Genomic DNA, 22909 nt, shown 5'->3' on the forward strand with positions numbered 1-22909 from the left:
AGCTGTGGGGGCTTGTGGTTCAGAACAGAGAATATATATTTTATTTTTAGGAGGATTAGTAAATGGCTAGTTTATCACTGAAAAACATCGTTAAAAGATATCCCAATGGATTTGAGGCAGTTAAGGATTTCAATCTGGAGATTGCAGACAAAGAATTTGTTATTTTTGTAGGACCATCTGGATGCGGTAAATCTACAACTCTTCGTATGATTGCTGGTTTGGAAGACATTTCCTCCGGTGAACTTTACATCGATGGAAAGTTAATGAACGATGTAGAGCCTAAGGATAGAGATATCGCGATGGTATTCCAGAACTACGCTTTGTATCCACATATGACTGTATATGATAACATGGCGTTTGGTCTGAAACTGAGAAAGACTCCAAAGGATGAGATTGATAAGCTGGTTCATGAAGCTGCAAGAATCCTTGATCTGGAACATTTATTAGATCGTAAGCCAAAGGCATTATCTGGTGGACAGAGACAGCGTGTTGCTATGGGACGTGCCATTGTTCGTAATCCAAAAGTGTTCTTAATGGATGAGCCGTTATCCAACCTTGATGCAAAGCTGAGAGGCCAGATGCGTATTGAGATCTCTAAATTACATCAGAGACTTGAAGCTACTATGGTTTATGTAACACATGATCAGACAGAGGCTATGACACTTGGTACCAGAATCGTAGTTATGAAAGATGGTGTTATTCAGCAGGTTGATTCTCCTCAGAACTTATATGATAAGCCAGGCAACAAATTCGTAGCAGGATTCATCGGAGCTCCTCAGATGAACTTAATTGAAGCTACTGTTGCTAAGAGCGGAAGCGATGTAACTTTAACATTTGGTGGAAACACAATCGCTCTTCCAGCTGAGAAAGCAAAGAAACTGGAAGATGGCGGATATATTGGAAAGACTGTAGTTTTAGGTATTCGTCCAGAAGATCTTCATGATGAGGAAGCATTCCTTGAGTCTTCTCCTGCAAGCGTAATCGATGCAACCATCAGAGTTTACGAATTACTTGGAGCAGAAGTATACTTATACTTCGATGTAGAAGAAGTAAACTTCACTGCAAGAGTAAATCCTCGTACAACTGCAAGACCTGGCGATACAATCAAGCTTGCTCTTGATTTAACAAAAGTTCATGTATTTGACAAGGATACAGAATTAGTTGTATTAAACTAATTGATGAAATTTTATGCAAGCGAGTATGATACTCGCTTGCTTTTTTTTTCTTTTTGCATTAATATAGAATAAGGTAAATTTACGAAAAAGGAGATTATGCCATGATTTCGAATCAAATACTTCAAACAACCATTGAAGGATTAAAAGGAATAACAAGAATAGATCTGTGTATTTGCGATACAGAAGGAAAGGTTTTGGCTACCACATTTCCTGATGCGGAAGATTACGAAAGTTCGATCCTGGCGTTCGTGGATTCTCCAGCCGACAGTCAGGTAATCCAGGGATATCAGTTTTTTAAAGTCTTCGACGAGCATCAGTTAGAATACATCCTCCTTGCAAAAGGCGGAAGTGATGATGTATATATGGTAGGCAAATTAGCATCTTTCCAGATCCAGAGTCTTTTAGTTGCTTATAAAGAGAGATTTGATAAGGATAATTTTATTAAGAATCTTTTATTAGATAATCTGCTTCTGGTGGATATCTATAACCGGGCAAAGAAACTTCACATTGAAACCAATATCAGACGTGTTGTATTTATTATTGAAACACAGCACGAAAAAGATGTGAATGCGCTGGAGACCGTACGCAATTTATTTGCGGCAAAGACAAAAGATTTTGTAACTGCCGTAGACGAGAAGAATATCATTCTTGTTAAAGAGGTAAAAGAAGGCGAGAACTACGATGATCTGGAGAAAACGGCCAATACGGTTCTGGACATGCTGAACACAGAGGCTATGACACAGGTTCACGTAGCATTCGGTACTATTGTAAATGAGATCAAGGAAGTATCCAGATCCTATAAAGAAGCCAAGATGGCCATGGATGTAGGTAAGATCTTCTATAGTAATAAGAATGTGGTAGCTTACAGCAAGCTTGGAATCGGACGTCTGATTTATCAGCTTCCGTTGCCTTTATGCCGCATGTTTATTAAAGAGATCTTTGACGGCAAATCACCAGATGATTTCGACGAAGAGACCCTGACCACCATCAACAAATTTTTCGAGAACAGCCTGAACGTTTCCGAAACTTCCAGACAGCTTTATATTCATAGAAATACGTTGGTTTATCGTTTGGATAAGCTGCAGAAGAGCACTGGACTGGATCTTCGGGTGTTTGAGGATGCAATTACGTTTAAGATTGCCCTGATGGTAGTAAAGTATATGAAGTATATGGAGAACCAGGACTATTAACGCCAGCCAAGAGCAGTGCGAAAAGAGGCAGTAATACAGATGCGTTGTGCTTGCACAAAAGCATCTGTATTGCTGACTCTTTTCATAGGGCGAAGCCCGTAAACCGAGATGAAGCGAAGCGTAATCGAGGTTCCACTGCGGAGTCGCGTTTCAATATATTTCGAGGTTTCTACTTATTAGCGTCTTAACGAATCTACTGTTTCACGTATATATCAAAGAAAATCACGCTATGCAAAATTACTCAGAGGACTAAAATGATTGAATTATGGAACGTAAGTAAAACATACGAGGCGGGAAACAAGGCACTGCGTAACATCAATATGACGGTAGCGGACGGTGAATTTGTTTTCATCATCGGCAGAAGCGGTTCCGGAAAATCCACTCTGCTGAAGATGCTGTTAAAAGAAGTGGAACCCACCTCTGGTAAGATTATAGTAAATGATATGAATTTAGGCAAGATGCCAAGGCGGTTCATCCCCAGGTACCGCAGGAAGCTTGGCATGGTTTTTCAGGATTTCCGCCTGTTAAAAGACCGGAATGTGTATGAAAACGTTGCATTTGCGCAGCGTGTCATAGGGGCATCCACAAGAAGTATAAAAGAATCAGTGCCAGCCATGTTAAAGATGGTGGGGCTTTCTTCCAAATATAAATTTTTCCCGCAGCAGCTTTCCGGCGGAGAGCAGCAGCGAGTGGCGATTGCAAGAGCGCTCATTAACAAACCTGAAATTCTTCTGGCCGACGAACCAACCGGCAACTTAGACGGCCATAACTCCATGGAGATCATGAAGCTTTTAGAGGAGATCAACAAGCTGGGTACTACAGTAATTGTCGTTACCCACAGCCAGGAGATTGTAGACCGTATGAAGAAGCGGGTAATTATGATGGATCGCGGAACCATCGTAAGCGATGAGAAAAAAGGCGGTTATACGTATGAGAATTAGTACATTTTGGTATTGTCTGAAACAAGGTGTAATAAACATCTGCAGAAACATATTATTTTCCCTGGCCTCCATTGCAACAGTATCCGCATGCATTTTCCTTTTTTGTCTGTTCTTCTCTATTATGGTAAATGTACAGTATGTAGTGAAAAATACGGAGAGCACAGTAGGAATCACTGTATTTTTTAATGAGGGTCTTGATAAGAACAAGATCACTGAGATTGGCAATGAGATTAAACAACGAAAAGAAGTAAAAGAAGTAAAATTCACCTCTGCTGAGGACGCATGGTCAGAAGCAAAGAAAGAGTACTTCGGTGATATGCAGGATCTTGCAGAAGGCTTTGAAGAGGACAACCCCCTCGCCAATTCTTCTTCCTATTCAATATTTCTAAATGATTTAACCCAGCAGGATGAGCTTGTATCCTGGTTAAATGGAATAGAGGGAGTAAGGAAAGTTAATTATTCCAAGACAGCGGCAGAAGGTATGAACAGCTTAAACAAAGTGATAGGAATCCTTTCCATGCTGATCATTGGTATTCTTCTGGCTGTGGCTATTTTCTTAATCAGCAATACAATTTCCGTTGCAGCTGCGTTTCGTAAAAACGAGAACCAGATTATGAAGCTGATCGGTGCGACCAATTATATGATCAGAGCACCCTTTGTGGTAGAAGGAGTCATCATTGGACTGGTGGGTGCCTCTCTTCCTCTGATCGCCATTTATTTTCTCTACCGTTCAGCAGTTGGATATGTAGTGACTAAGTTCAGCATTCTTTCCGGATTGTTTCAGTTTCTTCCCGTGGATGCCATATTTCCTTACATGGCGGCAACTGCTATGTCACTGGGACTTGGAATTGGATTCTTTGTCAGTTTCTTTACAATCCGGAAACATTTAAAAGTATAAGGGGAGTCGTCCGTGAATCATGGAAAAAGACTGTTTGCAGTGGGAATCGGTCTTTTGATGACCGTATCATGTATATTTCCCTCCTATGGTACAAAGAATGATGTAAATGATGCAAAGAAAAAGGCCAGTTCCATGGAGGATCAAAAAAAGGAAGTGGAATCAGCTTTAAAAGAGCTGGAAGGGCTGAAAGCGGATGCTGCGTCTTATGTGAAAGGTCTGGATGACAAACTGGCTGTCTATGATAAGCAGCTAACGGCACTCACCGCCCAGATCTCAGCGAAAGAAGAGCAGATAAAAACTGCCAAAGCAGATCTTGAGACCGCAAAAAAAGCACAGGAACATCAATACCGGAATATGAAACTCAGAATTCAATATATGTATGAAAAGGGTGAGACGAATTATCTGGACTTGCTGTTTAAGTCCGCCGATCTCACCCAGCTTTATAACCGGGCGGAATATATCAGAAGCATTGCTGCATATGATAGAAGAATGCTGGAGGATTATAAAAGAACCAAAGAAGAGGTCAGTCAGAGAGAAGCTCTGTTAAAGGCAGAATATGAGAATCTGCTTGGATTCCAGACTGCTGCCAGAGACAAAAAGCAGGAGGCTGAGGAACTTTTACAGGCAAAAAACCAGGAACTTGCATCGGTTCAGACCAGGATAGCCAAGAACCAGGAAAACTTATCTGAACTGGAAAAGGATATAGCAGCTCAGGAACAGCGTATCAAAGAAATGGAAGCACAGATACGAAAACAAGAGGAAGAAGCACGGAAAGCTGCCCAGAAGGCTGGAAAAACGTATAATACGGTGGCAATCGGGAATATTAGCTTTATATGGCCCAGCCCGTCATCTTCAAGAATCACTTCTTCTTTCGGAGACAGAGAATCTCCAACCGAAGGAGCCTCTTCTAATCATCAGGGCATAGACATCGGAGCATCAACCGGTGCCGGTATTGTAGCAGCAGCTTCCGGGACTGTAACGATCTCTACATACAGTTATTCTGCCGGCAATTATATCATGATTCATCATGGCGGGGGAGTCTATACTGTTTATATGCACTGTTCCGAACTCCTGGTTTCAGCGGGGCAGGAAGTGTCGCAGGGACAGTTAATTGCAAAAGTGGGTTCTACCGGGTATTCCACAGGACCGCATCTCCACTTTGGGATCAGAGTGAATGGAAGTTATGTAAATCCAGTGAAGTATGTAAGCCCATAATGAGCTAGATAGGAGAATGACAGTGGAAAGTAAGAATAAATTTTGGAAGGGTGCCCTAGTCGGAGCACTTCTTACCACATTGGCAGCCCTTGTAATTGTGGGGATGTCCTTAGGCATTTTTTTAATTGGAAGAACTGCAATTGATAAGGGAACAACGGCTGAATCCGTTCAGGCAGAGAATCAGAACGGCGATCTGGATATGAACCGGATTGTGGCTAAGATTCAGACCATTCAAAGCGTAATAGATAAGTATTATCTCTTTGACGAAGACAATACGAAAGTGGAAGACTGGATCTATAAAGGAATGCTTTATGGCCTTGAGGATCCCTACACGGTTTATTACACGGCTGATGAATATAAAAAACTGATGGAAGATACAGCCGGAGAATACTGCGGGATTGGTGTGATGGTAAGTCAGAATCCCTCAACGGGAGTCATTACAGTCAGCAAGGTATTTGAAGGAACTCCCGGGGCGGAAGCAGGAATACTGCCTGGTGATATCCTTTATAAGGTAGGCAGCAAAGAAGTGACAGGAATTGATCTGGAACTGGTAGTAAAGGATTACATCAAAGGCGAAAAAGGAACACCTGTGACAATCACTGTACTTCGTAAGGAGGCAGGCGATTATATCGATATGACCATGGAACGCCGGCAGATTACAGTGCCTACAGTTGAGTATGAAATGCTGGCTGACAATGTTGGATATATTTCAGTCAGTCAGTTCGATACGGTAACTGCTGATCAGTTTAAAGGTGCAATCGATGATCTGGAGAAAAAGGGAATGAAAAAGCTGGTGGTTGATTTAAGAAATAACCCTGGCGGAGTCGTGGATGCAGTTGTATCCATGCTGGATTACATTCTTCCCGATAATCTGGTCATTGAAGGCGATCCCAATCTGGTAAGAACCAAAAAAGATAAAACCCTTCTTGTTTATATGGCAGATAAGAACGGAAAAGGTGATCAGTATTATGCATCAGATGGTCATCAGGTAGATGTTCCAATGGCAGTTCTGGTGAATGGTCAGTCTGCAAGTGCATCTGAGGTCTTCTCCGGTGCCCTTAAGGCATATAAGAAAGCAAAGCTTGTAGGTACTAAAACATTTGGCAAGGGGATTGTGCAGACCCTGTTCCCGTTAGATAACGGAACTGCAATTAAGATGACAGTTGCCCATTACTATACGCCAAGCGGTTTTGATCTTCATAAAAAGGGCCTTGAACCAGATGTTCCCGTAGAATTAAAAGAAGAGCTGAAAACAAAAATTAAGATTGAGCATAATGAAGACAATCAGCTGATAGAAGCAATTAATGCTTTAAAATAAAAATAAAGCCCTTAAGAGACAACAGCAATTTCATTGCCGGTTTCTTAAGGGCTTTCTCATTACAGGGAGCAGTTCTTCAGTATACTTAGAAAATGCCTGCATGCATCTTCTCTGGTCGCCCAGGAGGTAACCAGACGAATGGCAGAGTGGCCATCAGCTCTTTTTTCCTGTATGGAGAATACAAATTCTTTCTCCAGCTTTTCTATCACATCATCAGGAAATATTGGAAACAGCTGATTCGTTAATGAGGCAGAATAAAAAGAGTAGCCGCAGTCAATAATTCCCTTTCTTAAGATTTCTGCCATGGAATTGGCATGGGAAGCCAGATCATAGTAGAGGTTGTCTGTAAATAACTCCTCAAACTGAATGCCAAGGAGCCAGCCTTTTGCCAGCAGAGCTCCACGCTGTTTCATCATGAAGCGGAAATCCGGTTTTAAATCCGGATTGCTGATAATTAAAGCTTCACCAAACAAAGCACCGGCTTTTGTTCCCCCGATATAAAAAACATCAGTTAAAGCAGCTATATCTTTTATAGTCAAATCATTCACCGGGCTGGTCAGTGCAGATCCCAGTCGGGCGCCATCTAAAAAGAGATAAAGGTTTTTTGAAAGGCACAGACTGCTGATTGCTTCCAGTTCTGCTTTGGAATACTGGGTTCCGATTTCGGTGGAGTTTGAGATGTAGACCATCTTGGGCTGTACCATATGTTCGTCTGTATGATGATCCAACGCCTGAATGATATCATCAGGAGTCAGTTTTCCGTCTCTTCCAGGCATAGCCAGAACTTTATGGCCTGTGGCTTCTATCGCACCGGTTTCATGGACATTAATATGTCCCTGAGCGACACAGATCACTGCCTGCCACGGTTTGAGAGCAGCTCCGATGGTAATCAGGTTCGTCTGGGTTCCCCCCACAATAAAATGAACATCAGCGTCCTCACGCCCGATTTCCCGTCTGATCATCTCCCTGGCACGGGTACAGTGCCCGTCAGTTCCGTATCCGCTGTTCTGATCCAGATTGGTCCGTGTGATCGCTTCCAGAATCCTTGGATGCGCGCCTTCGCTGTAATCGTTATTAAAGCTATACATAAAATGTCCTCCTGATGATTGATGGTATAAAAAATATGATATACTAAATGGGACAGATTTACAATGGCAGATGGACAAGTATAATATAATCTTATGTTATAGTAAATATTCATATCATGTATTATTATTATATTAATGGCTGTGGTAAAATAAATAAAAGAATATGTATTACGTATGAGCAGGAGGAAACCTTATGCCGACAGGTGCAATTTTTAAATTTCATAATGATCTGGATACGGATCAGATTATAGGATCCCAGTATCTGTTATTACCTGACCTTGAAGAAATGAAAGTACATACATTTGAATCGCTTGATCCCGACTTTCCTAAAAAAGTAAAGGCGGGAGATTATGTAGTGGGAGGGGAGAATTTTGGATGCGGTTCGTCCAGAGAGCAGGCACCGGGAGTGTTGAAGGCTCTTGGTGTTGAAGCAGTGATCGCCAAATCATTTGCCAGAATTTTCTTTCGGAATGCAATTAATATCGGACTTCCTGTGATCGTGTGCAAAGAACTTCCGGATGACGTAAATACAGGTGATGTGATGGAGCTGTCTTTGTCAGAGGGAATCGTTAAGGCAAAGGGAAAAGAGTACTCCTGTACGAAGCTTCCGGAATATATGCAGAATATTTTGAATCAGGGCGGCCTGATTGCATCTTTAAATAAGGAGGAATAAGTATGGGAATGACAATCGCAGAAAAAATAATAGCGGCTGCTGCCGGTGTGGATCATGTAAAGCCGGGGGACATTCATACTGTTAATTTAGACCGCCTGATGAGCAATGACGGAACAACTCATTTAACCGTTGATATGTATCACAACAAGCTGACCAATCCCCGTATTGCAGATCCTGAAAAACTGGTCTTTATAGTAGATCACAATGTGCCTGCAGATAATCCAAAGACTGCGGCAGCCCAGAAGAAGATGAGAGATTTTGCCAGAGAGCATCAGATTGATTTCTGGGAGGGAAAGGGCGTATGCCATCAGATTATGATGGAAAACTACGTTTGTCCTGGAGAACTGATTTTTGGAGCAGACAGCCATACCTGCACGTATGGTGCGTTAGGTGCCTTTGGTACAGGCGTTGGTTGTACGGATTTTCTTTATGGTATGGTTACAGGGACATCCTGGGTGCTGGTTCCGGAGTCAGTTAAATTCAATCTGGTTGGAAAGCTTCCAGAGGGAGTTTATCCAAGAGATTTAATGCTTACCATTATTGGTCAGATTGGTGCCAATGGATGCAACTATCAGGTGATGGAATTTTGCGGAGAGGGAGCAAAGACACTGAGTGTCAATGACCGTATGGTTTTATGCAACTTGTCCGTTGAAGCAGGAGCAAAAACCGGTATCTTTGAGGCCGATGAAATCGCCCTTGCGTATTTAGAAGAGCATGGGAGAAAGCCAAAAGCTGTATATAAAAGTGATCCTGATGCTGTTTATGCAAGGGAATATACCATTGATTTGTCTGCTATCCAGCCAGTGATTGCAAGACCGGATTTTGTAGATGATGTGGTTCCTGCAAAAGAAGTCTGCGGCGTGAAAATAGATGAAGCATTTTTAGGGTCCTGCAACAATGGCAGGATTGAAGAACTGAGAATCGGAGCCGGTATTATTAAGGGAAAAAAGGTAGCGGACAGTGTCCGGTTTTTGGTTGTCCCGGCAAGCCTTTCCGTATACAAACAGGCATTAAAGGAAGGACTCATAGACATTTTCATGGAATCTGGTGCAATTGTTATGAATCCCAACTGCAGTGTCTGCTGGGGAAGCTGTCAGGGTGTCATTGGTGAGAATGAGGTTCTCATCAGTACCGGAACCCGTAATTTTAAAGGCAGGGCAGGTCATCCCAGTTCCAAGGTATATTTAGGTTCTGCTGCCACAGTGACGGCATCAGCGATTGCAGGAGAAATTACGCTGGCATAATCAGGGGAAAGGATATAAAAATGGAGACATTTACAGGAAAAGTCTGGGTTCTTGGAGATGATATTGACACCGATATCATTATTCCTACGGAATATCTGGCACTAAAAACCATAGATGAGATGAAGCAGTATGGCTTTAGCCCTCTCCGGCCGGAACTGGCTGGACTGATCAAAGAAGGAGATATCATAGTAGCTGGTAAAAATTTTGGCTGCGGATCTTCCAGGGAGCAGGCGCCTGAGATTATTAAGGCTCTTGGTGTGAAATGCGTAATAGCCAAATCCTTTGCCAGAATATTTTTCCGCAATTCCATTAACAATGGTCTGCTTCTTATGGAACAGCCGGATTTATATGATGATATGACAGAAGGTGATATCATTCAGGTTACGGTAAATGAACATGTGGAATACCAGGGCAGATTTTATCAGATTGCATCGCTGCCTCAGAATCTGGTTGATATTATCAGTGCAGGCGGACTGGTAAAAGCCATGAGAAAACGCAACGGACTGGATTAAGGAGGGGCAATGGGATACACAATCATTGAAAAAATAATCAGGCATAATACAGGTGCTCAAAATGTAAAGCCGGGAGATATTGTGACTGTGAAAGCAGACAGGGTAATGATTCATGATATTTTTATTCCCTTTGTAGCAGATAAATTTGAAGAAATGGGCTTTAAAAAGCTTTGGGATCCGGATAAAGCGGTTCTCATCTATGATCATCTGGTTCCAGCCAGCCAGCTTGATGACACCAGGCATTTTCGGATCGGAGATGCATTTGCAGCAAAATACGGAATGAAGCATGTTCACAGAAGTGATGGAATCTGCCATCAGCTGATGACGGAAGCGGGATACGTAAAACCGGGAGATGTGGTTTTTGGGACAGACAGCCATACCACTACATATGGCTGTGTGGGAGCATTTTCTTCCGGAATCGGTTATACGGAGATGGCAAGTATTCTGGGTACCGGTACCATGTGGATCAAGGTACCGGAGACGATTAAGGTGGTAATTGAAGGAAAACTTCCGGATGATGTGATGTCTAAGGATATTATTCTGCGCCTGATCGGGGATCTGGGTGCAGACGGAGCCACTTATCTGGCTCTTGAATTTACAGGAAGCACCGTGGAGGAGATGTCGGTGTCAAGCCGCATGACCATAGCCAATATGGCTGTTGAGGCAGGTGCAAAATGTGCCTTGTTTACTCCGGATGAGAAAACGGCTGAGTATTGTGAAATACAGCTGAACGAATTTCAGAAGAGTCTGACTGGAGATGAGGATGGGGTTTACAAAAAAGTAATTCGGTATCGTGCAGAGGATTTTGTTCCTGTTATGGCATGTCCTTCCCAGGTGGATAAAATCAAGCCCGTCAGTGAACTGGAGGGGATCGATATTGACCAGGTATTTATCGGTTCCTGCACCAATGGGCGTCTGGAGGATCTGGCAGCGGCAGCAGAGGTGTTAAAGGGCAAAAAGGTAGCTGATTACGTAAAGCTTATTGTGACACCTGCAAGCCGGAAGATCTACCAGGAAGCCATGGACCAGGGAATCATGGAGATTCTGTCTGAGGCAGGTGCCATTATCACCCATCCGGGATGCGGATTATGCTGCGGAAGAACCGGAGGAATTCTAAGTGACGGGGAACGGGTAGTGGCTACCAATAACCGGAATTTCCTGGGAAGAATGGGAACTTCCAAAGTTGAAATATATCTGGCTTCTCCCAAAACGGCCGCCGCCTGTGCATTAGCCGGCCGAATTGTAAGCGCTGAATAGCAGCAGATTACTAAAAAATAAAATCAGAACAAATGTTCCTTCCCTGCCTATACTTTTTATCTTTGCTATGTTATAATCCTGGTACGATAGTTCACCAAGGAGGTAAAAAGAACGTATGGAATTTCAGTTGCATTCAGAGTTTGCCCCGACCGGAGATCAGCCCCAGGCCATAGAACAGCTTGTAAAAGGATTTAAGGAAGGCAATCAGTTTCAGACCTTACTGGGAGTTACCGGCTCTGGAAAGACCTTTACCATGGCCAATGTTATACAGGAAATACAAAAGCCTACATTAATTATTGCTCATAACAAAACTCTTGCTGCACAGCTTTACGGGGAATTCAAGGAATTCTTTCCGGAGAATGCAGTGGAGTATTTTGTTTCCTATTACGATTATTATCAGCCCGAAGCATACGTACCATCTACCGATACTTACATTGAAAAGGATTCCTCCATCAATGATGAGATCGATAAACTGCGCCATTCTGCCACTGCGGCATTATCGGAGCGCAAAGATGTGATTATCGTTGCTTCGGTTTCCTGCATTTACGGACTGGGAAGTCCCATCGATTATCAGGAGATGGTGATTTCCTTACGGCCTGGAATGATCAAGGACCGGGATGAAGTAATTCATAAACTGATTGATATTCAGTATGACCGGAATGATATGGATTTCAGGCGCGGTACGTTCCGGGTACGGGGGGATGTGGTGGAGATTTTCCCATCCTATTCCGGCAGTGAAGCTTACCGGGTGGAATTCTTTGGAGATGAGGTAGACCGGATTACGGAAATTGATACACTGACAGGTGAAATCCGGGCAGAGCTGGGTCATATTGCAGTATTTCCTGCTTCTCATTATGTTGTTTCCAAGGATAAGATGGAGCACGCCGCTTCCACAATTCTGGCTGAATTAAAAGAGCAGGTGGAGTATTTTAAAAGTGAAGACAAACTTTTAGAGGCCCAGAGAATCTCTGAACGGACCAATTTTGATGTGGAGATGATGAAAGAGACCGGCTTCTGTTCCGGAATTGAGAATTATTCCAGACATTTAACAGGAGGGAAACCGGGAGAACCACCCTATACTTTAATTGATTATTTTCCCGATGATTTTCTGATCATAGTGGACGAGTCCCACATTACTCTTCCTCAGGTAAGAGGAATGTATGCAGGAGACCGCTCCCGAAAAACCACTCTTGTAAACTTTGGATTCCGTCTTCCCTCAGCCCTGGATAACCGGCCTTTGAATTTTGAAGAGTTTGAAGCCAAGATCAATCAGATGATGTTTGTTTCGGCTACGCCATCTGTTTATGAATCCCAGCATGAGCTTTTACGGGTAGAACAGATCATACGTCCAACCGGACTGCTGGATCCGGAGATTGACGTCCGACCGGTGGAAGGCCAGATTGATGATTTGATCTCTGAGGTCAATAAAGAGGTGGAGAAGAAGAATAAGATATTAATCACCACTCTGACCAAACGTATGGCAGAAGACCTGACGGATTACATGAGAGAGGTAGGCATCCGGGTCAAATATCTCCATTCCGATATTGATACGCTGGAACGTTCGGAGATCATCCGTGATATGCGACTTGATGTGTTCGATGTTTTGGTAGGAATCAATCTTTTGAGAGAAGGATTGGACATTCCGGAGATCACACTGGTAGCCATACTGGATGCGGATAAGGAAGGCTTCCTGCGTTCTGAGACTTCTCTTATTCAGACCATAGGAAGAGCAGCCAGAAACTCGGAAGGCCACGTTATCATGTATGCAGATAATATGACGGATTCCATGAGAGTTGCAATTGAAGAGACAAACCGGAGAAGAGCAATTCAGGAACGGTATAATGAAGAACATGGAATCACACCCACTACCATTAAAAAGGCGGTTCGCGACTTAATAGCCATATCAAAAGCGGCAGCAGCTGACGATAAGGAATTTAAAAAAGATCCAGAATCCATGGATGCAACGGAACTGGAAAAGCTATCAAAGGAACTGACAAAAAAGATGCATCAGGCAGCAGCAGAACTGAATTTCGAAGAGGCTGCAAAGCTGCGTGACCGAATGGTACAGGTGAAAAAGATGCTTCAGGATATCAGTCAGTAAAAAATATCTTTCAGGTATTAGGATAGTATTGACAATGATTCTCAATAAGTGTAAAATCTCTATGGATGCAATCCAGGGAAAGAACCCTGGTGCGCCGGTTTTTGGAACTGGCTGCATTCAGAGGAGATTATTATGAAGCTTCATGAAGGAGATATCGGAAAGACCTACATTGTATACAGTGTTATGGTGAAAGATGCCATTACAAGAAGGCTGGAAGCATTAGGCGTCAACGAGATGACGCCAGTTACCTTATTAAACAAAAAAGGAAGCGGCACCGTGATTATAAAGGTCAGAGGGACTCGTCTGGCTCTGGGCAGGAAGATCTCAGAGGGAATTGAGATAAAGGAGGAGACCAGCCATGAGTGATGACAACAGAACTATCCGTGTTGCATTCGTTGGTAATCCCAACTGCGGGAAGACAACTCTGTTTAATGCTTTTACCGGTGCAAGGCTGAAAGTGGCAAACTGGCCGGGTGTTACGGTGGAGCGTGTGGAAGGGGAAACCATTTATAAAGGCCAGACCATACGGGTAATTGATACACCTGGAATTTACAGCCTGACCAGCTACACCATAGAAGAGATTGTTACAAGAAAGTGTCTGGAAGATGAATCTGTTGATGTGATTATTAACGTTGTGGATGCTTCCTCTCTGGAGCGGAATTTATATCTGACACTTCAGCTTCTGGAACTGAAAAAGCCAGTGATTCTGGCTCTAAATATGATGGATATTGTAGAAGACAGGGGGATGGAGATTGATCTTCACCGCCTTCCTGAGATGCTTGGGAATATCCCTGTAGTACCGGTTTCAGCCAGAAAGCGGACCGGACTTGATGTTCTTATGCATGCAGTGGTTCATCATTACGAGGAAGGACCCCAGGGAGTGGTGGTTACGTACACACCACGAATTGAAAACAAGATATCCAAAGTGGAGACAGTACTGAAAGCCCATTATGGGAAGCTTAAAAATCTTCGGTGGCATGCCATTAAGTTTTTGGAATATGATGAAGAGGTGGCAAATGACCATCCCGTTGATTTAAGCAATATAATTGATCATAATTATGAAAAACAGATTATAAATGAGAAATATGACTATATAGAAGGAGTGATTCACGAATGCCTGGTTAACAAAGAGCAGAAGGCGGCAATGACAGATAAAATTGACGATTATCTGACCCATCCCTTCTGGGGAGTTCCTTTGTTTCTTGGTATTATGGCCCTTGTGTTTTTCCTGACATTCACTGTGGGGGATTTTCTGAAGGGTTATTTTGAGATCGCACTGGATCATCTGTCGTCGTTTATGTATCAGATGATGACGGGGATTCATGCAGCGGACTGGATCACTTCCCTGGTAGTGGATGGAATCGTTGCAGGTGTAGGAGGAATCCTTACTTTTTTACCGAATATTTTTATTCTGTTTCTTGCCCTGGCTTTTTTGGAAGACAGTGGTTATATGGCGAGAGTTGCTTATGTAATGAATGAAATAATGGGAAGGGTGGGACTTTCCGGCAAGGCGTTTCTTCCCATGCTTTTAGGGTTTGGCTGTACGGTGCCGGCTGTAATGGCAGCGAGAGCGCTGCCCAGTGAAAGGGACAGGAGAAGGACAATACTCATCACACCGTTTATGTCCTGTTCTGCCAGACTGCCTATTTATGTATTGTTTTCAGAGATGTTTTTTCCGAACCATGCGTTGATTGCGGCTTATTCTTTATACGTGATCGGACTTATGGTTGCGATTTTGATTGCCCATGTGACTCATAAGATGATAAAATCTCAGGAAGAGGATACACTTTTAATTGAGCTGCCGGAATATAAGACGCCCAATGCAAGAACGGTTGCAATTTATGTGTGGGATAAAGTGAAAGATTATCTTGGAAAAGCAGGTACTACCATATTTCTGGCTTCTATCGTACTGTGGTTTGTACTCAATACAGGGCTTCATGGGGTCGTTACCGATGTATCACAAAGCTTTGCAGCCATGATTGGCAGGGTTTTAATTCCTGTTCTTTCTCCTGCGGGACTGGGAGACTGGAGAATTGCGGTAGCGCTTATTTCCGGGCTTTCTGCTAAGGAAGTTGTGGTTTCCAGTTTTTCCGTATTATTTGGAATCAGTAATATTAATTCGGCAGCTGGAATGGTTGAATTATCCGGATTGCTGGGTAATGTGGGATTTGGCGGAGTGAACGCATATGCGCTGATGATCTTCTGCCTTCTTTATTCCCCCTGTATTGCTGCGGTTGCCACCATAAAGAAAGAAACCGGATCGCTGAGATGGACACTTGGTATGGTTCTGTTTCAGCTGGCAGTTGCCTGGTTCTTTGCTGTAATGGTGTATCAGATTGGAAGTTTGATTTTTTAATTGGATAGAGGATAAGCTGATGAATGATAAACTGCTTGTGGAAACTGCTGTTCTGGCAGGTGAGATTATGTTGATAAGTGGTGCGGAGATCTTTCGTGTGGAAGATACCATTGACCATATTTTAAGAAAAGCAGGCCGGAATACGGCAGAAGCCATCGTATTTTCCACAGGCATTTTTGCATCCTTAAACGATCCGTCCATAGAGGCGATTACAGTAGCAAGAAGGGTGACGGTCAGAAATACCAATTTAAACCGGGTTTATCTGGTGAATGATGTGTCAAGAAAGCTTTGTGCAGACCTTATGACGGTGGAAGAGGCATTTGAGCGGCTGAAGGAGATACGAAAGACAGTTCAGTTTCATAAAAGGCTTAAGGATATGGGCTTTGTGGGAGTGGCGGTATTTTTTACCCTGCTTCTTGGGGGTAACGCAAGAGACTGTGTGGCGGCAGCTGTGACCGGAGCTGTGTTGGCGGTTGCCATGGAGATTTCCCAAAAGATCCGTTTAAATGATTTTTGTGCCAATGCATTTTGTGCCTTCTTAATTGCTTTGACCACTCTTTTACTGGAACGATGGGCACTATCTGGAATTAAAAGTGATATTATTATAATCGGTGCCATCATGCCATTAGTGCCGGGAGTAATCTTTACCACAGCGATCCGTGATACGTTAAATGGGGATTATGCATCAGGTACGGCAAGAATTGTGGAGGCTGTGGTGATTGCCCTTGCAGTAGCGGCAGGAGTGGGTGCTGGCATGGGCCTGTATCAGTGGATGACCGGGGGGTATATTATATGGTAATTCAGACAGTTGGAGCATTTCTTGCAGTGATCAGCTTTGCTCTGATACTGGAGCTTCCGAAAAAGTATCTGATTCTTTCAGGAACAATCGGTGCAGTCGGCTGGCTGGTATACCTTCTCGTACAAGCCGCAGCCGGGTCGGTCATAGCTGCGGCTTTTTTATCCACTCTTTTGGTAGCGCTGTTCAGTCATATCTCTGCAAGAGTATGTAAAGCACCTGTTACAGTGTTTTTGGTGGCAGGAATCCTGCCTTCCGTGCCTGGTGCTTCTATATACCGAAGCGTGTCCTATGTGATCAGCAATGATCCGGTGCTTTCCAGCCATTATCTGGTGGAGACACTTCAGGTTTCCGGTGCCATTGCCATGGCAATTTTTATTATGGATTCATTGTTCCGATTGGGAAAGAAGAAGTAAAAGCAACAGACAGGTGGTTCTTTGATCTGGAATAGTAATAGATATGGTTGGAGAGGCGGTCTTCCTGAGGAACCTCCTCCTGATTGATGGAAAATACGGTTTCCGCCAGCTCTTCATAGGAAATATGATTGCTGTGGGGGATTAGCAGGACTTCGTGAATGCTGGAAGGCAGAATGATTAAATCGCCTTCCATGCTATCTGCGAAGTCTTTTAATATGTCTTCATAGAACATACAGGAAGCACCGTGGACACCGTAAGGATTGGTGAGGACATACATGGGAGGGGACAGGGGAGAGGGGTCAAATAAACCGGACCAGTCTTCCTCTTTTATTTCCGTGTCTGAAGATTTTCTTGCTATTTCTTTTATTACCTCCATAAGAGAACTGATCTGTGCAGGAAATAAGTCCGGAGTATTTAATTTAGCATACTGATATAAATCTTCGGTGGATAAGTTCCATAGTTTTTGATGGGAATTGTGGATAATAGCTGTGAGAAGCTGGTCATCTTTCTTGTTTAAAGACAGACAGAAGATCAGTGATAAATCCAGATCTGGTAATGATATGTGGGGGAGATCGGTTAGAAGGGTACGGTTGGCCGGTTCATTGATCAGGCGGAAGATGATACGGTCTGTTAAAGGGCTTTCTGAGTGTAGTTCTTCTATAAAATTATCATCTGGCAAATGCTGTGTCTGATATAATTCCATAATCTCATCTACAACCTGGGGAAATGATTTTCCATTTTTATAAGTATCATAAAAGGTCTTAAGATAAATAGCCGGAGCTGTGTGTTCCTGTGGCCTGCTGATGCAGATACCGTCAAGGGTCAGTCCGTTATTTTTCGTAATGCTTTGAAGCGTCAGGCTGTAACCAGAGCCAAAACGTTCTTCCAGTGATTCCTTTACTGCTTTTTGAAATTGATTGTATACCATATTGTATACCTCCTTAGATTTGATCTATGTAAATCGCATGATGCGAGATACAGCACAGTAGTTGAAAAATGGGATTCGATATGATTAACAGATATGCAGATAGATAAGCAATAAAATCAAGTCCATTATACATTAGTTGATAAAAAATGACAACATGTTTAGACATATTTGGAATTTTGTCGAAAAATCATTCAACTTAAAAAGATTGTATAATTACAAAATTGGAAATTGGTATTATGGTATACACTGAAAAGACGAATAAAGGGTGAGGACAGTGAATACAAAAGAAAAAAACAAAAAGCTTCATGATACCAGACCTAAAAAAAGACATTCGGGCCTTATAGAACTGATCGTTAAGAACGGCAGACGAATTGAAAAACTCTTTGCGCTGGCAGTGATTATATCTGCTTTCTGCGCCTGCTTTGTTCATGTTAATTATGATCTGAGTGAATATCTTCCCGACTGGGCACCAGCGAAAAAAGGCCTGAATGTAATGGAAGAAGAATTCGGATATCCAGGCACGGCCAGGGTGATGGTTGGTCCTGTAACTCTATATGAAGCGAAGGCCTATAAGGACCGGATTGCGGATATAGATGGTGTGGATATGGTGATGTGGGCAGATACCACCACCGATGTCTATAAAGCGAACATATTTATTAATTATGATGATATCCAGGATTACTATAAAGATAATTATGCTGTTATGGATATCATTTTTAAAGAAGGGGATTCCAGCAGTCTCACCAAGTCTGCAATCGGCCAGATGCAGAAGATGACAGGTGACAAAGGCTATTTCATGGGATCAGCAGTTCAGAACAAATCGTTAAATGAGACCCTTACCAGAGAGATCAGTATTGCCATGGCTATGGGAGTGGTAATGATTGCACTGGTATTGTGCGCAACAACAACTTCCTGGTTTGAACCATTTTTGTTTCTGATGATTATGGGGATTGCAATCATCATTAATATGGGAACCAACCTGATGATTGGTACCATATCATTTATCACGTTCAGTGTGGCTGCTATCTTACAGCTGGCAGTAGCCATGGATTATTCGGTTTTCCTTCTGGACAGTTTTACAAAGGAGCGGGAAAAAGGAGACGATCCGGTAACGGCAATTACCAATGCGCTTCACAAATCCATTCCATCCATTCTCGCAAGTGGCGCAACAACCATTATCGGCTTTCTGGTTTTGATGCTGATGCGCTTTTCCATTGGATACGATTTGGGATTTGTTCTGGCAAAAGGAATTGTAATCAGCCTCGCTACGGTTTTGTTTTTAATGCCTTCCCTGCTGCTTCGATGGGGAGACAGAATCAAAAAAACAGAGCATCGTTCTTTTATGCCGTCCTTCCATGGACTTGGAATTCTTGTACATAAAGTGCGCTACGGAGTTTTGACTGCAATCGCACTCCTTGTTATACCGGCTTTTATAGCCCAGAACATGAATTCATTTACATTCGGAAATGGTGCACTGGGGTCAAGCCCGGGTACCAGAGTATATAATGACGAACAGCAGATTAACAGCCGGTTTGGAAAGAGTAATTTAATTCTTGCAGTTGTTCCGAACACAAACATGGTGACGGAAAAGAATTTAACAGATACACTGAAGGATCTGGATTATGTAAGATCGGCAACTTCTCTGGCCGGTACCTTACCAGAAGGAATACCGGAAACGATTATACCAAAGAGCATAACGAGCCTGCTGCATACAAAAGATTACAGCAGAATTATGATCTATGTAAAATCTTCGGATGAAAGTGATTTTGCATTCCAGTGTTCGGATGAAATTACAGCTATCGTAAATCAGTATTATCCAGAGGGCGCTTATATAACAGGGGTGATTCCATCTACCCAGAATATCAGGTCAATCATTACGGAAGATTATAATTTTGTAAATATTCTTTCCATCCTGGGTGTGGGTCTGGTGGTTATGGTTACCTTCCGTTCTCTGATTATTCCTGTTATTGTTTTAATCCCCATTGAAGTTGCTGTATTTATCAATTTTGCAATTCCTTATTTTACAGGTGAGGACATCTTATATCTTGGATATATCATTGTCAGCTGTCTTCAATTGGGAGCAACAGTGGATTACTCCATTCTGATGACCAATAACTATATGGATATAAAGAAAAAGTATCCGGAAAAGGCAAGGGCTATTAAGCACACCATTTCTAAAAGTGCACTTTCCATCCTGACTTCCGGGACTATTTTAACCATAGTTGGATATGGGCTTTATTTTATTTCTTCTGTATCTGCGATAGCAGGTCTGGGGCACTTAATCGGACGTGGAGCCTTTATCAGTGTAATTATGGTGCTGTTCCTGCTGCCGGTGCTTTTAACCCTGGCAGATCCTGTCCTAATGTGGGAGGATGGAAAACGACAAAAGATCATTGCTTCTCATCTGGCCGTAATTGAAAAGAAAAAAGCGTTCAAAGCGAACAGAATTGAAAAGAAGAAATCTTTGCTGGAAGCGGAACAATCAAAAGCCGGTAATGCAGAAGGTGGACAGAGAACAAAGACAGATGATAAAAAGCAGGAACAGGAGGAAGTGAAAAACAATGAAAAGTAAATGGAGCGCAGTATATCGGCTGACAGCAGCGACACTCATCACTTCAATGATCAGTATTAATATGGCTGGAACTATTTACGCCGGCCCGCCAGCCGTATCTGTGGACGAAACACTATATGTAAATCTGGACTATTACGGAAAAGAGACTGACAGCAGCGTGGTAAAAGGAGTCACATTAAATGGAATCCGTTCCTTTTCTGATTATGGAACTTATAAGGATATTACCAATATGTCAAATTATGCCCAGCCAGCTGTAGATGGAGACACAGTGACCTGGCAGCTTCCTGATGATACAAAGGAACGTTTCTATTATGAATGCCAGTTAAATAACGGAGAAGTGGTTCTTCCATGGGATTTTGATATCTCCTATAAACTAAATGGAATACCAAAAGAAGCCCAGGATCTTTTACATGCGGATGGGCTGGTAGAAATAGACGTTCACTGCATTCCCAATAAGAATGCCAATATATATTATCAGAACAACATGCTTTTACAGGTTGCGACATTGGTGGATATGGAAGATGTCAATTCCGTTGAAGCCCCCGGAGCCCAGATCCAGTCTCTGGGTACTTATAAGGCTGTTCTTTTTGCAGCTGTTCCAGGTCAGGAAAAGACATTTCATATTGAAATAAGTTCCCACGATTTTGAATCCAGCGGAGTAATTATGATGATGGTTCCGGGAACCCTGGATCAGATCAGTGATATCGCTGATGTGAAAGAGGCAAAGGATACGTTTAAGGATTCAGCAGACGAGCTCCTTGATGGTATGAATGAAATGCTGGATACGCTGCACAACATCAGCAATGGTATGGATGTTACGAAAAAGGGGCTGAGCCAGCTGCAGGGAGCAAGAGAAAACTTCGATGCATCAAAGGATGAAATAATCTCAAAAACAGATGCAAGTATAGACAGTCTGGAAGCTGCCAATCAGAAGATCAGCCAGCTTGCACCGGACATTATGGCCAATAAGCAGGGACTTGATGATGTAAATAACAAAGTTAATACTTTGGTGGAAACACTTCAGGATTCCGGGGAAGATTTCTATAATTTATCTTCATCCTTAAGAGATTTAAAAGATTCCCTGGGAGATCTGCAGAGCGGCCTGGAGGAGTCTGATGCAGATCAGATTACAGGTGAGATTAAAGATATTGAGCAGCAGCTTGATGCGATTCAGAGCGTTTTAAAGAAGCTTGGCTCCACTGCTTCCCCATCTCAGGCTTTAAGTGCAGAAGATCTTAAGAAACAGGCTGAAAGTATGCAGCAGCTTATGAGTGATATGAATGATGTTCTTGATGACCTGGAGTTTTCCCTGGGGGCAGATGCGGTAGCCAAGCTCCGTGCCCAGCTTCAGTCGGTTGCGGCTTCCGGTATGAGCAACCCCAATGCGGCTGCACTGGTACAGACAGCAGCTGTATTATCAAAAATCTTAAACTCCATGAACAACATCTTATCCAGTGTTCGTTATACAATTTCCGGAATTGATGTGCAGGGAGGAGTAAAAGACAGTAAAGCAGTCGTAAGTAAGCTTGCATCTATTACTTACGATATCGATACAACAATTGGAGATGTGGTTAGTTTAAATAAAACAAAAAATGATAATAAGGCAGCCTTTGATTTAATGCTTGATGACACCGCAGCTTCTGTAGAACAGATCAGTTCTGCAACCAACCAGGTGATTTCCCTGTTCCGCAGTGTTCAAAACACCATAAAAAACAATCGGGCAGCATTGGAAGGCGGTACAAAAGATACTTTAAACGGATTGATTGATATTCTGGAAAAGGCGGCGGATACTTCCTCCACCACAAATAAGCTAAAAGGAGCCAATGAGAGTATCAGAAACAGTCTGGATGAGAAGCTGGATAAGATTGCCGACGACAGCAATCTGCTGGAAATGAATTTAGATGATAAGATGGTTTCCTTTACATCGGATAAGAACCAGACTCCTTCCAGTATCCAGATTATCTTAAGGTCACAGGAAATATCAGAAGATGATGTAAATACCAATGCGGTAGATATAGAGCCGGCGCCTGTGGATGTGGGAGTATGGCAGCGGGTGAAGAATGTATTTGCAAAGATGTGGAATGCAGTTACGGGGATTTTTAGTTAAGAGAACCAAAGCAAAAGGAATAAAATAATGAAACGGGTGAAGATGGATGTGATATTTTTCTTCGCCTGTTTTTTAGTATGTTAAAGAAACCTTAAGTATTATCTAAATACTGATATCGGAAT

At 42.7% G+C, this 22909-nt stretch carries 19 protein-coding genes; 17 read left to right on the plus strand and 2 right to left on the minus strand.

Translation table 11 applies throughout. The annotated features are described in order from the left end of the window. Positions 1 to 62: 62 nt before the first annotated feature. The 6 genes from BXY41_RS25780 to BXY41_RS25805 all read left to right on the plus strand — a co-directional run bounded on the left by BXY41_RS25780 (position 63) and on the right by BXY41_RS25805 (position 6737). Positions 63 to 1175, plus strand: coding sequence for an ABC transporter ATP-binding protein (locus BXY41_RS25780; RefSeq protein ID WP_104439747.1), 1113 nt, complete (start codon positions 63 to 65; stop codon positions 1173 to 1175). A 101-nt stretch (positions 1176 to 1276) separates the two neighbouring features. Then, entirely contained in the window at positions 1277 to 2365 is a 1089-nt protein-coding gene (locus BXY41_RS25785) for a PucR family transcriptional regulator (protein ID WP_104439748.1), read from the plus strand. 254 nt (positions 2366 to 2619) lie between these two features. Then, positions 2620 to 3306 (plus strand): cell division ATP-binding protein FtsE, encoded by a 687-nt coding sequence (ftsE, locus tag BXY41_RS25790; RefSeq protein ID WP_104439749.1) that lies wholly within the window; start codon positions 2620 to 2622, stop codon positions 3304 to 3306. Further along, positions 3296 to 4204 carry a permease-like cell division protein FtsX gene (gene ftsX, locus BXY41_RS25795; protein ID WP_104439750.1) on the plus strand — a complete coding sequence of 303 codons (909 nt, stop codon included), beginning with the start codon at positions 3296 to 3298 and terminating at the stop codon, positions 4202 to 4204. The genes ftsE and ftsX overlap by 11 nt, the downstream gene beginning before the upstream one ends. 57 nt (positions 4205 to 4261) lie before the next feature. Further along, positions 4262 to 5419, plus strand: a complete 1158-nt coding sequence (locus BXY41_RS25800) for a murein hydrolase activator EnvC family protein (protein WP_104439780.1) — start codon at positions 4262 to 4264, stop codon at positions 5417 to 5419. Positions 5420 to 5441: 22 nt separating this feature from the next. Beyond that, positions 5442 to 6737 carry a S41 family peptidase gene (locus BXY41_RS25805; RefSeq protein WP_104439751.1) on the plus strand — a complete coding sequence of 432 codons (1296 nt, stop codon included), beginning with the start codon at positions 5442 to 5444 and terminating at the stop codon, positions 6735 to 6737. Between the two features lie 59 nt (positions 6738 to 6796). On the opposite strand, the gene BXY41_RS25810 is transcribed toward BXY41_RS25805, so the two are convergent. Further along, positions 6797 to 7825 (minus strand): threonine aldolase family protein, encoded by a 1029-nt coding sequence (locus BXY41_RS25810; protein WP_104439752.1) that lies wholly within the window; start codon positions 7823 to 7825, stop codon positions 6797 to 6799. Positions 7826 to 8018: 193 nt separating this feature from the next. Between BXY41_RS25810 and BXY41_RS25815 the strand changes: the two genes are divergently transcribed. From BXY41_RS25815 to BXY41_RS25855, 9 genes are all read left to right on the plus strand, one after another. Next, a complete protein-coding gene (locus BXY41_RS25815) occupies positions 8019 to 8498 on the plus strand; it encodes a LeuD/DmdB family oxidoreductase small subunit (protein ID WP_104439753.1) in 480 nt (159 codons plus the stop codon). Positions 8499 to 8500: 2 nt separating this feature from the next. Beyond that, complete coding sequence (locus BXY41_RS25820; protein ID WP_104439754.1) at positions 8501 to 9742, plus strand: 3-isopropylmalate dehydratase large subunit; 1242 nt, start codon at positions 8501 to 8503, stop codon at positions 9740 to 9742. A gap of 20 nt (positions 9743 to 9762) precedes the next feature. Beyond that, positions 9763 to 10254: a LeuD/DmdB family oxidoreductase small subunit gene (locus tag BXY41_RS25825; protein ID WP_104439755.1), complete on the plus strand. Its 492-nt coding sequence runs from the start codon at positions 9763 to 9765 to the stop codon at positions 10252 to 10254. 9 nt (positions 10255 to 10263) lie between these two features. Next, positions 10264 to 11511 carry a 3-isopropylmalate dehydratase large subunit gene (locus BXY41_RS25830; RefSeq protein WP_104439756.1) on the plus strand — a complete coding sequence of 416 codons (1248 nt, stop codon included), beginning with the start codon at positions 10264 to 10266 and terminating at the stop codon, positions 11509 to 11511. Between the two features lie 115 nt (positions 11512 to 11626). Beyond that, positions 11627 to 13612 (plus strand): excinuclease ABC subunit UvrB, encoded by a 1986-nt coding sequence (uvrB, locus tag BXY41_RS25835; protein WP_104439757.1) that lies wholly within the window; start codon positions 11627 to 11629, stop codon positions 13610 to 13612. Between the two features lie 132 nt (positions 13613 to 13744). After that, positions 13745 to 13978 carry a FeoA family protein gene (locus BXY41_RS25840; RefSeq protein WP_104439758.1) on the plus strand — a complete coding sequence of 78 codons (234 nt, stop codon included), beginning with the start codon at positions 13745 to 13747 and terminating at the stop codon, positions 13976 to 13978. Then, positions 13971 to 15968, plus strand: a complete 1998-nt coding sequence (gene feoB / locus BXY41_RS25845; RefSeq protein WP_104439759.1) for a ferrous iron transport protein B — start codon at positions 13971 to 13973, stop codon at positions 15966 to 15968. The genes BXY41_RS25840 and feoB overlap by 8 nt, the downstream gene beginning before the upstream one ends. A gap of 19 nt (positions 15969 to 15987) precedes the next feature. After that, positions 15988 to 16767, plus strand: a complete 780-nt coding sequence (locus BXY41_RS25850; protein ID WP_104439760.1) for a threonine/serine exporter family protein — start codon at positions 15988 to 15990, stop codon at positions 16765 to 16767. After that, on the plus strand, positions 16761 to 17180 hold the full coding sequence (locus BXY41_RS25855; protein WP_104439761.1) for a threonine/serine exporter family protein: 420 nt from the start codon (positions 16761 to 16763) through the stop codon (positions 17178 to 17180). Before BXY41_RS25850 ends, BXY41_RS25855 begins: the two co-directional genes overlap by 7 nt. Here BXY41_RS25855 and BXY41_RS25860 read toward each other — a convergent pair. Further along, positions 17143 to 18108, minus strand: coding sequence for a DUF5688 family protein (locus BXY41_RS25860; RefSeq protein ID WP_104439762.1), 966 nt, complete (start codon positions 18106 to 18108; stop codon positions 17143 to 17145). The genes BXY41_RS25855 and BXY41_RS25860 overlap by 38 nt on opposite strands. A 274-nt stretch (positions 18109 to 18382) precedes the next feature. Between BXY41_RS25860 and BXY41_RS25865 the strand changes: the two genes are divergently transcribed. Beyond that, positions 18383 to 20680: an efflux RND transporter permease subunit gene (locus tag BXY41_RS25865; RefSeq protein WP_104439763.1), complete on the plus strand. Its 2298-nt coding sequence runs from the start codon at positions 18383 to 18385 to the stop codon at positions 20678 to 20680. Continuing rightward, entirely contained in the window at positions 20670 to 22787 is a 2118-nt protein-coding gene (locus BXY41_RS25870) for a hypothetical protein (protein ID WP_104439764.1), read from the plus strand. The genes BXY41_RS25865 and BXY41_RS25870 overlap by 11 nt, the downstream gene beginning before the upstream one ends. Positions 22788 to 22909: the final 122 nt, after the last annotated feature.

The sequence above is a fragment of the Lacrimispora xylanisolvens genome, assembly GCF_002934545.1.
In the GTDB taxonomy this organism is placed as follows: Bacteria; Bacillota; Clostridia; order Lachnospirales; family Lachnospiraceae; genus Lacrimispora; species Lacrimispora xylanisolvens.

Bases quoted from the DNA above. Each gene is read 5' to 3' on its own strand.
- BXY41_RS25780 (WP_104439747.1), top strand. From the start codon at position 63: ATGGCTAGTTTATCACTGAAAAACATCGTTAAAAGATATCCCAATGGA.
- BXY41_RS25785 (WP_104439748.1), top strand. From the start codon at position 1,277: ATGATTTCGAATCAAATACTTCAAACAACCATTGAAGGATTAAAAGGA.
- ftsE (WP_104439749.1), top strand. From the start codon at position 2,620: ATGATTGAATTATGGAACGTAAGTAAAACATACGAGGCGGGAAACAAG.
- ftsX (WP_104439750.1), top strand. From the start codon at position 3,296: ATGAGAATTAGTACATTTTGGTATTGTCTGAAACAAGGTGTAATAAAC.
- BXY41_RS25800 (WP_104439780.1), top strand. From the start codon at position 4,262: ATGACCGTATCATGTATATTTCCCTCCTATGGTACAAAGAATGATGTA.
- BXY41_RS25810 (WP_104439752.1), bottom strand. From the start codon at position 7,825: ATGTATAGCTTTAATAACGATTACAGCGAAGGCGCGCATCCAAGGATT.
- BXY41_RS25815 (WP_104439753.1), top strand. From the start codon at position 8,019: ATGCCGACAGGTGCAATTTTTAAATTTCATAATGATCTGGATACGGAT.
- BXY41_RS25820 (WP_104439754.1), top strand. From the start codon at position 8,501: ATGGGAATGACAATCGCAGAAAAAATAATAGCGGCTGCTGCCGGTGTG.
- BXY41_RS25825 (WP_104439755.1), top strand. From the start codon at position 9,763: ATGGAGACATTTACAGGAAAAGTCTGGGTTCTTGGAGATGATATTGAC.
- BXY41_RS25830 (WP_104439756.1), top strand. From the start codon at position 10,264: ATGGGATACACAATCATTGAAAAAATAATCAGGCATAATACAGGTGCT.
- uvrB (WP_104439757.1), top strand. From the start codon at position 11,627: ATGGAATTTCAGTTGCATTCAGAGTTTGCCCCGACCGGAGATCAGCCC.
- BXY41_RS25840 (WP_104439758.1), top strand. From the start codon at position 13,745: ATGAAGCTTCATGAAGGAGATATCGGAAAGACCTACATTGTATACAGT.
- feoB (WP_104439759.1), top strand. From the start codon at position 13,971: ATGAGTGATGACAACAGAACTATCCGTGTTGCATTCGTTGGTAATCCC.
- BXY41_RS25850 (WP_104439760.1), top strand. From the start codon at position 15,988: ATGAATGATAAACTGCTTGTGGAAACTGCTGTTCTGGCAGGTGAGATT.
- BXY41_RS25855 (WP_104439761.1), top strand. From the start codon at position 16,761: ATGGTAATTCAGACAGTTGGAGCATTTCTTGCAGTGATCAGCTTTGCT.
- BXY41_RS25860 (WP_104439762.1), bottom strand. From the start codon at position 18,108: ATGGTATACAATCAATTTCAAAAAGCAGTAAAGGAATCACTGGAAGAA.
- BXY41_RS25870 (WP_104439764.1), top strand. From the start codon at position 20,670: ATGAAAAGTAAATGGAGCGCAGTATATCGGCTGACAGCAGCGACACTC.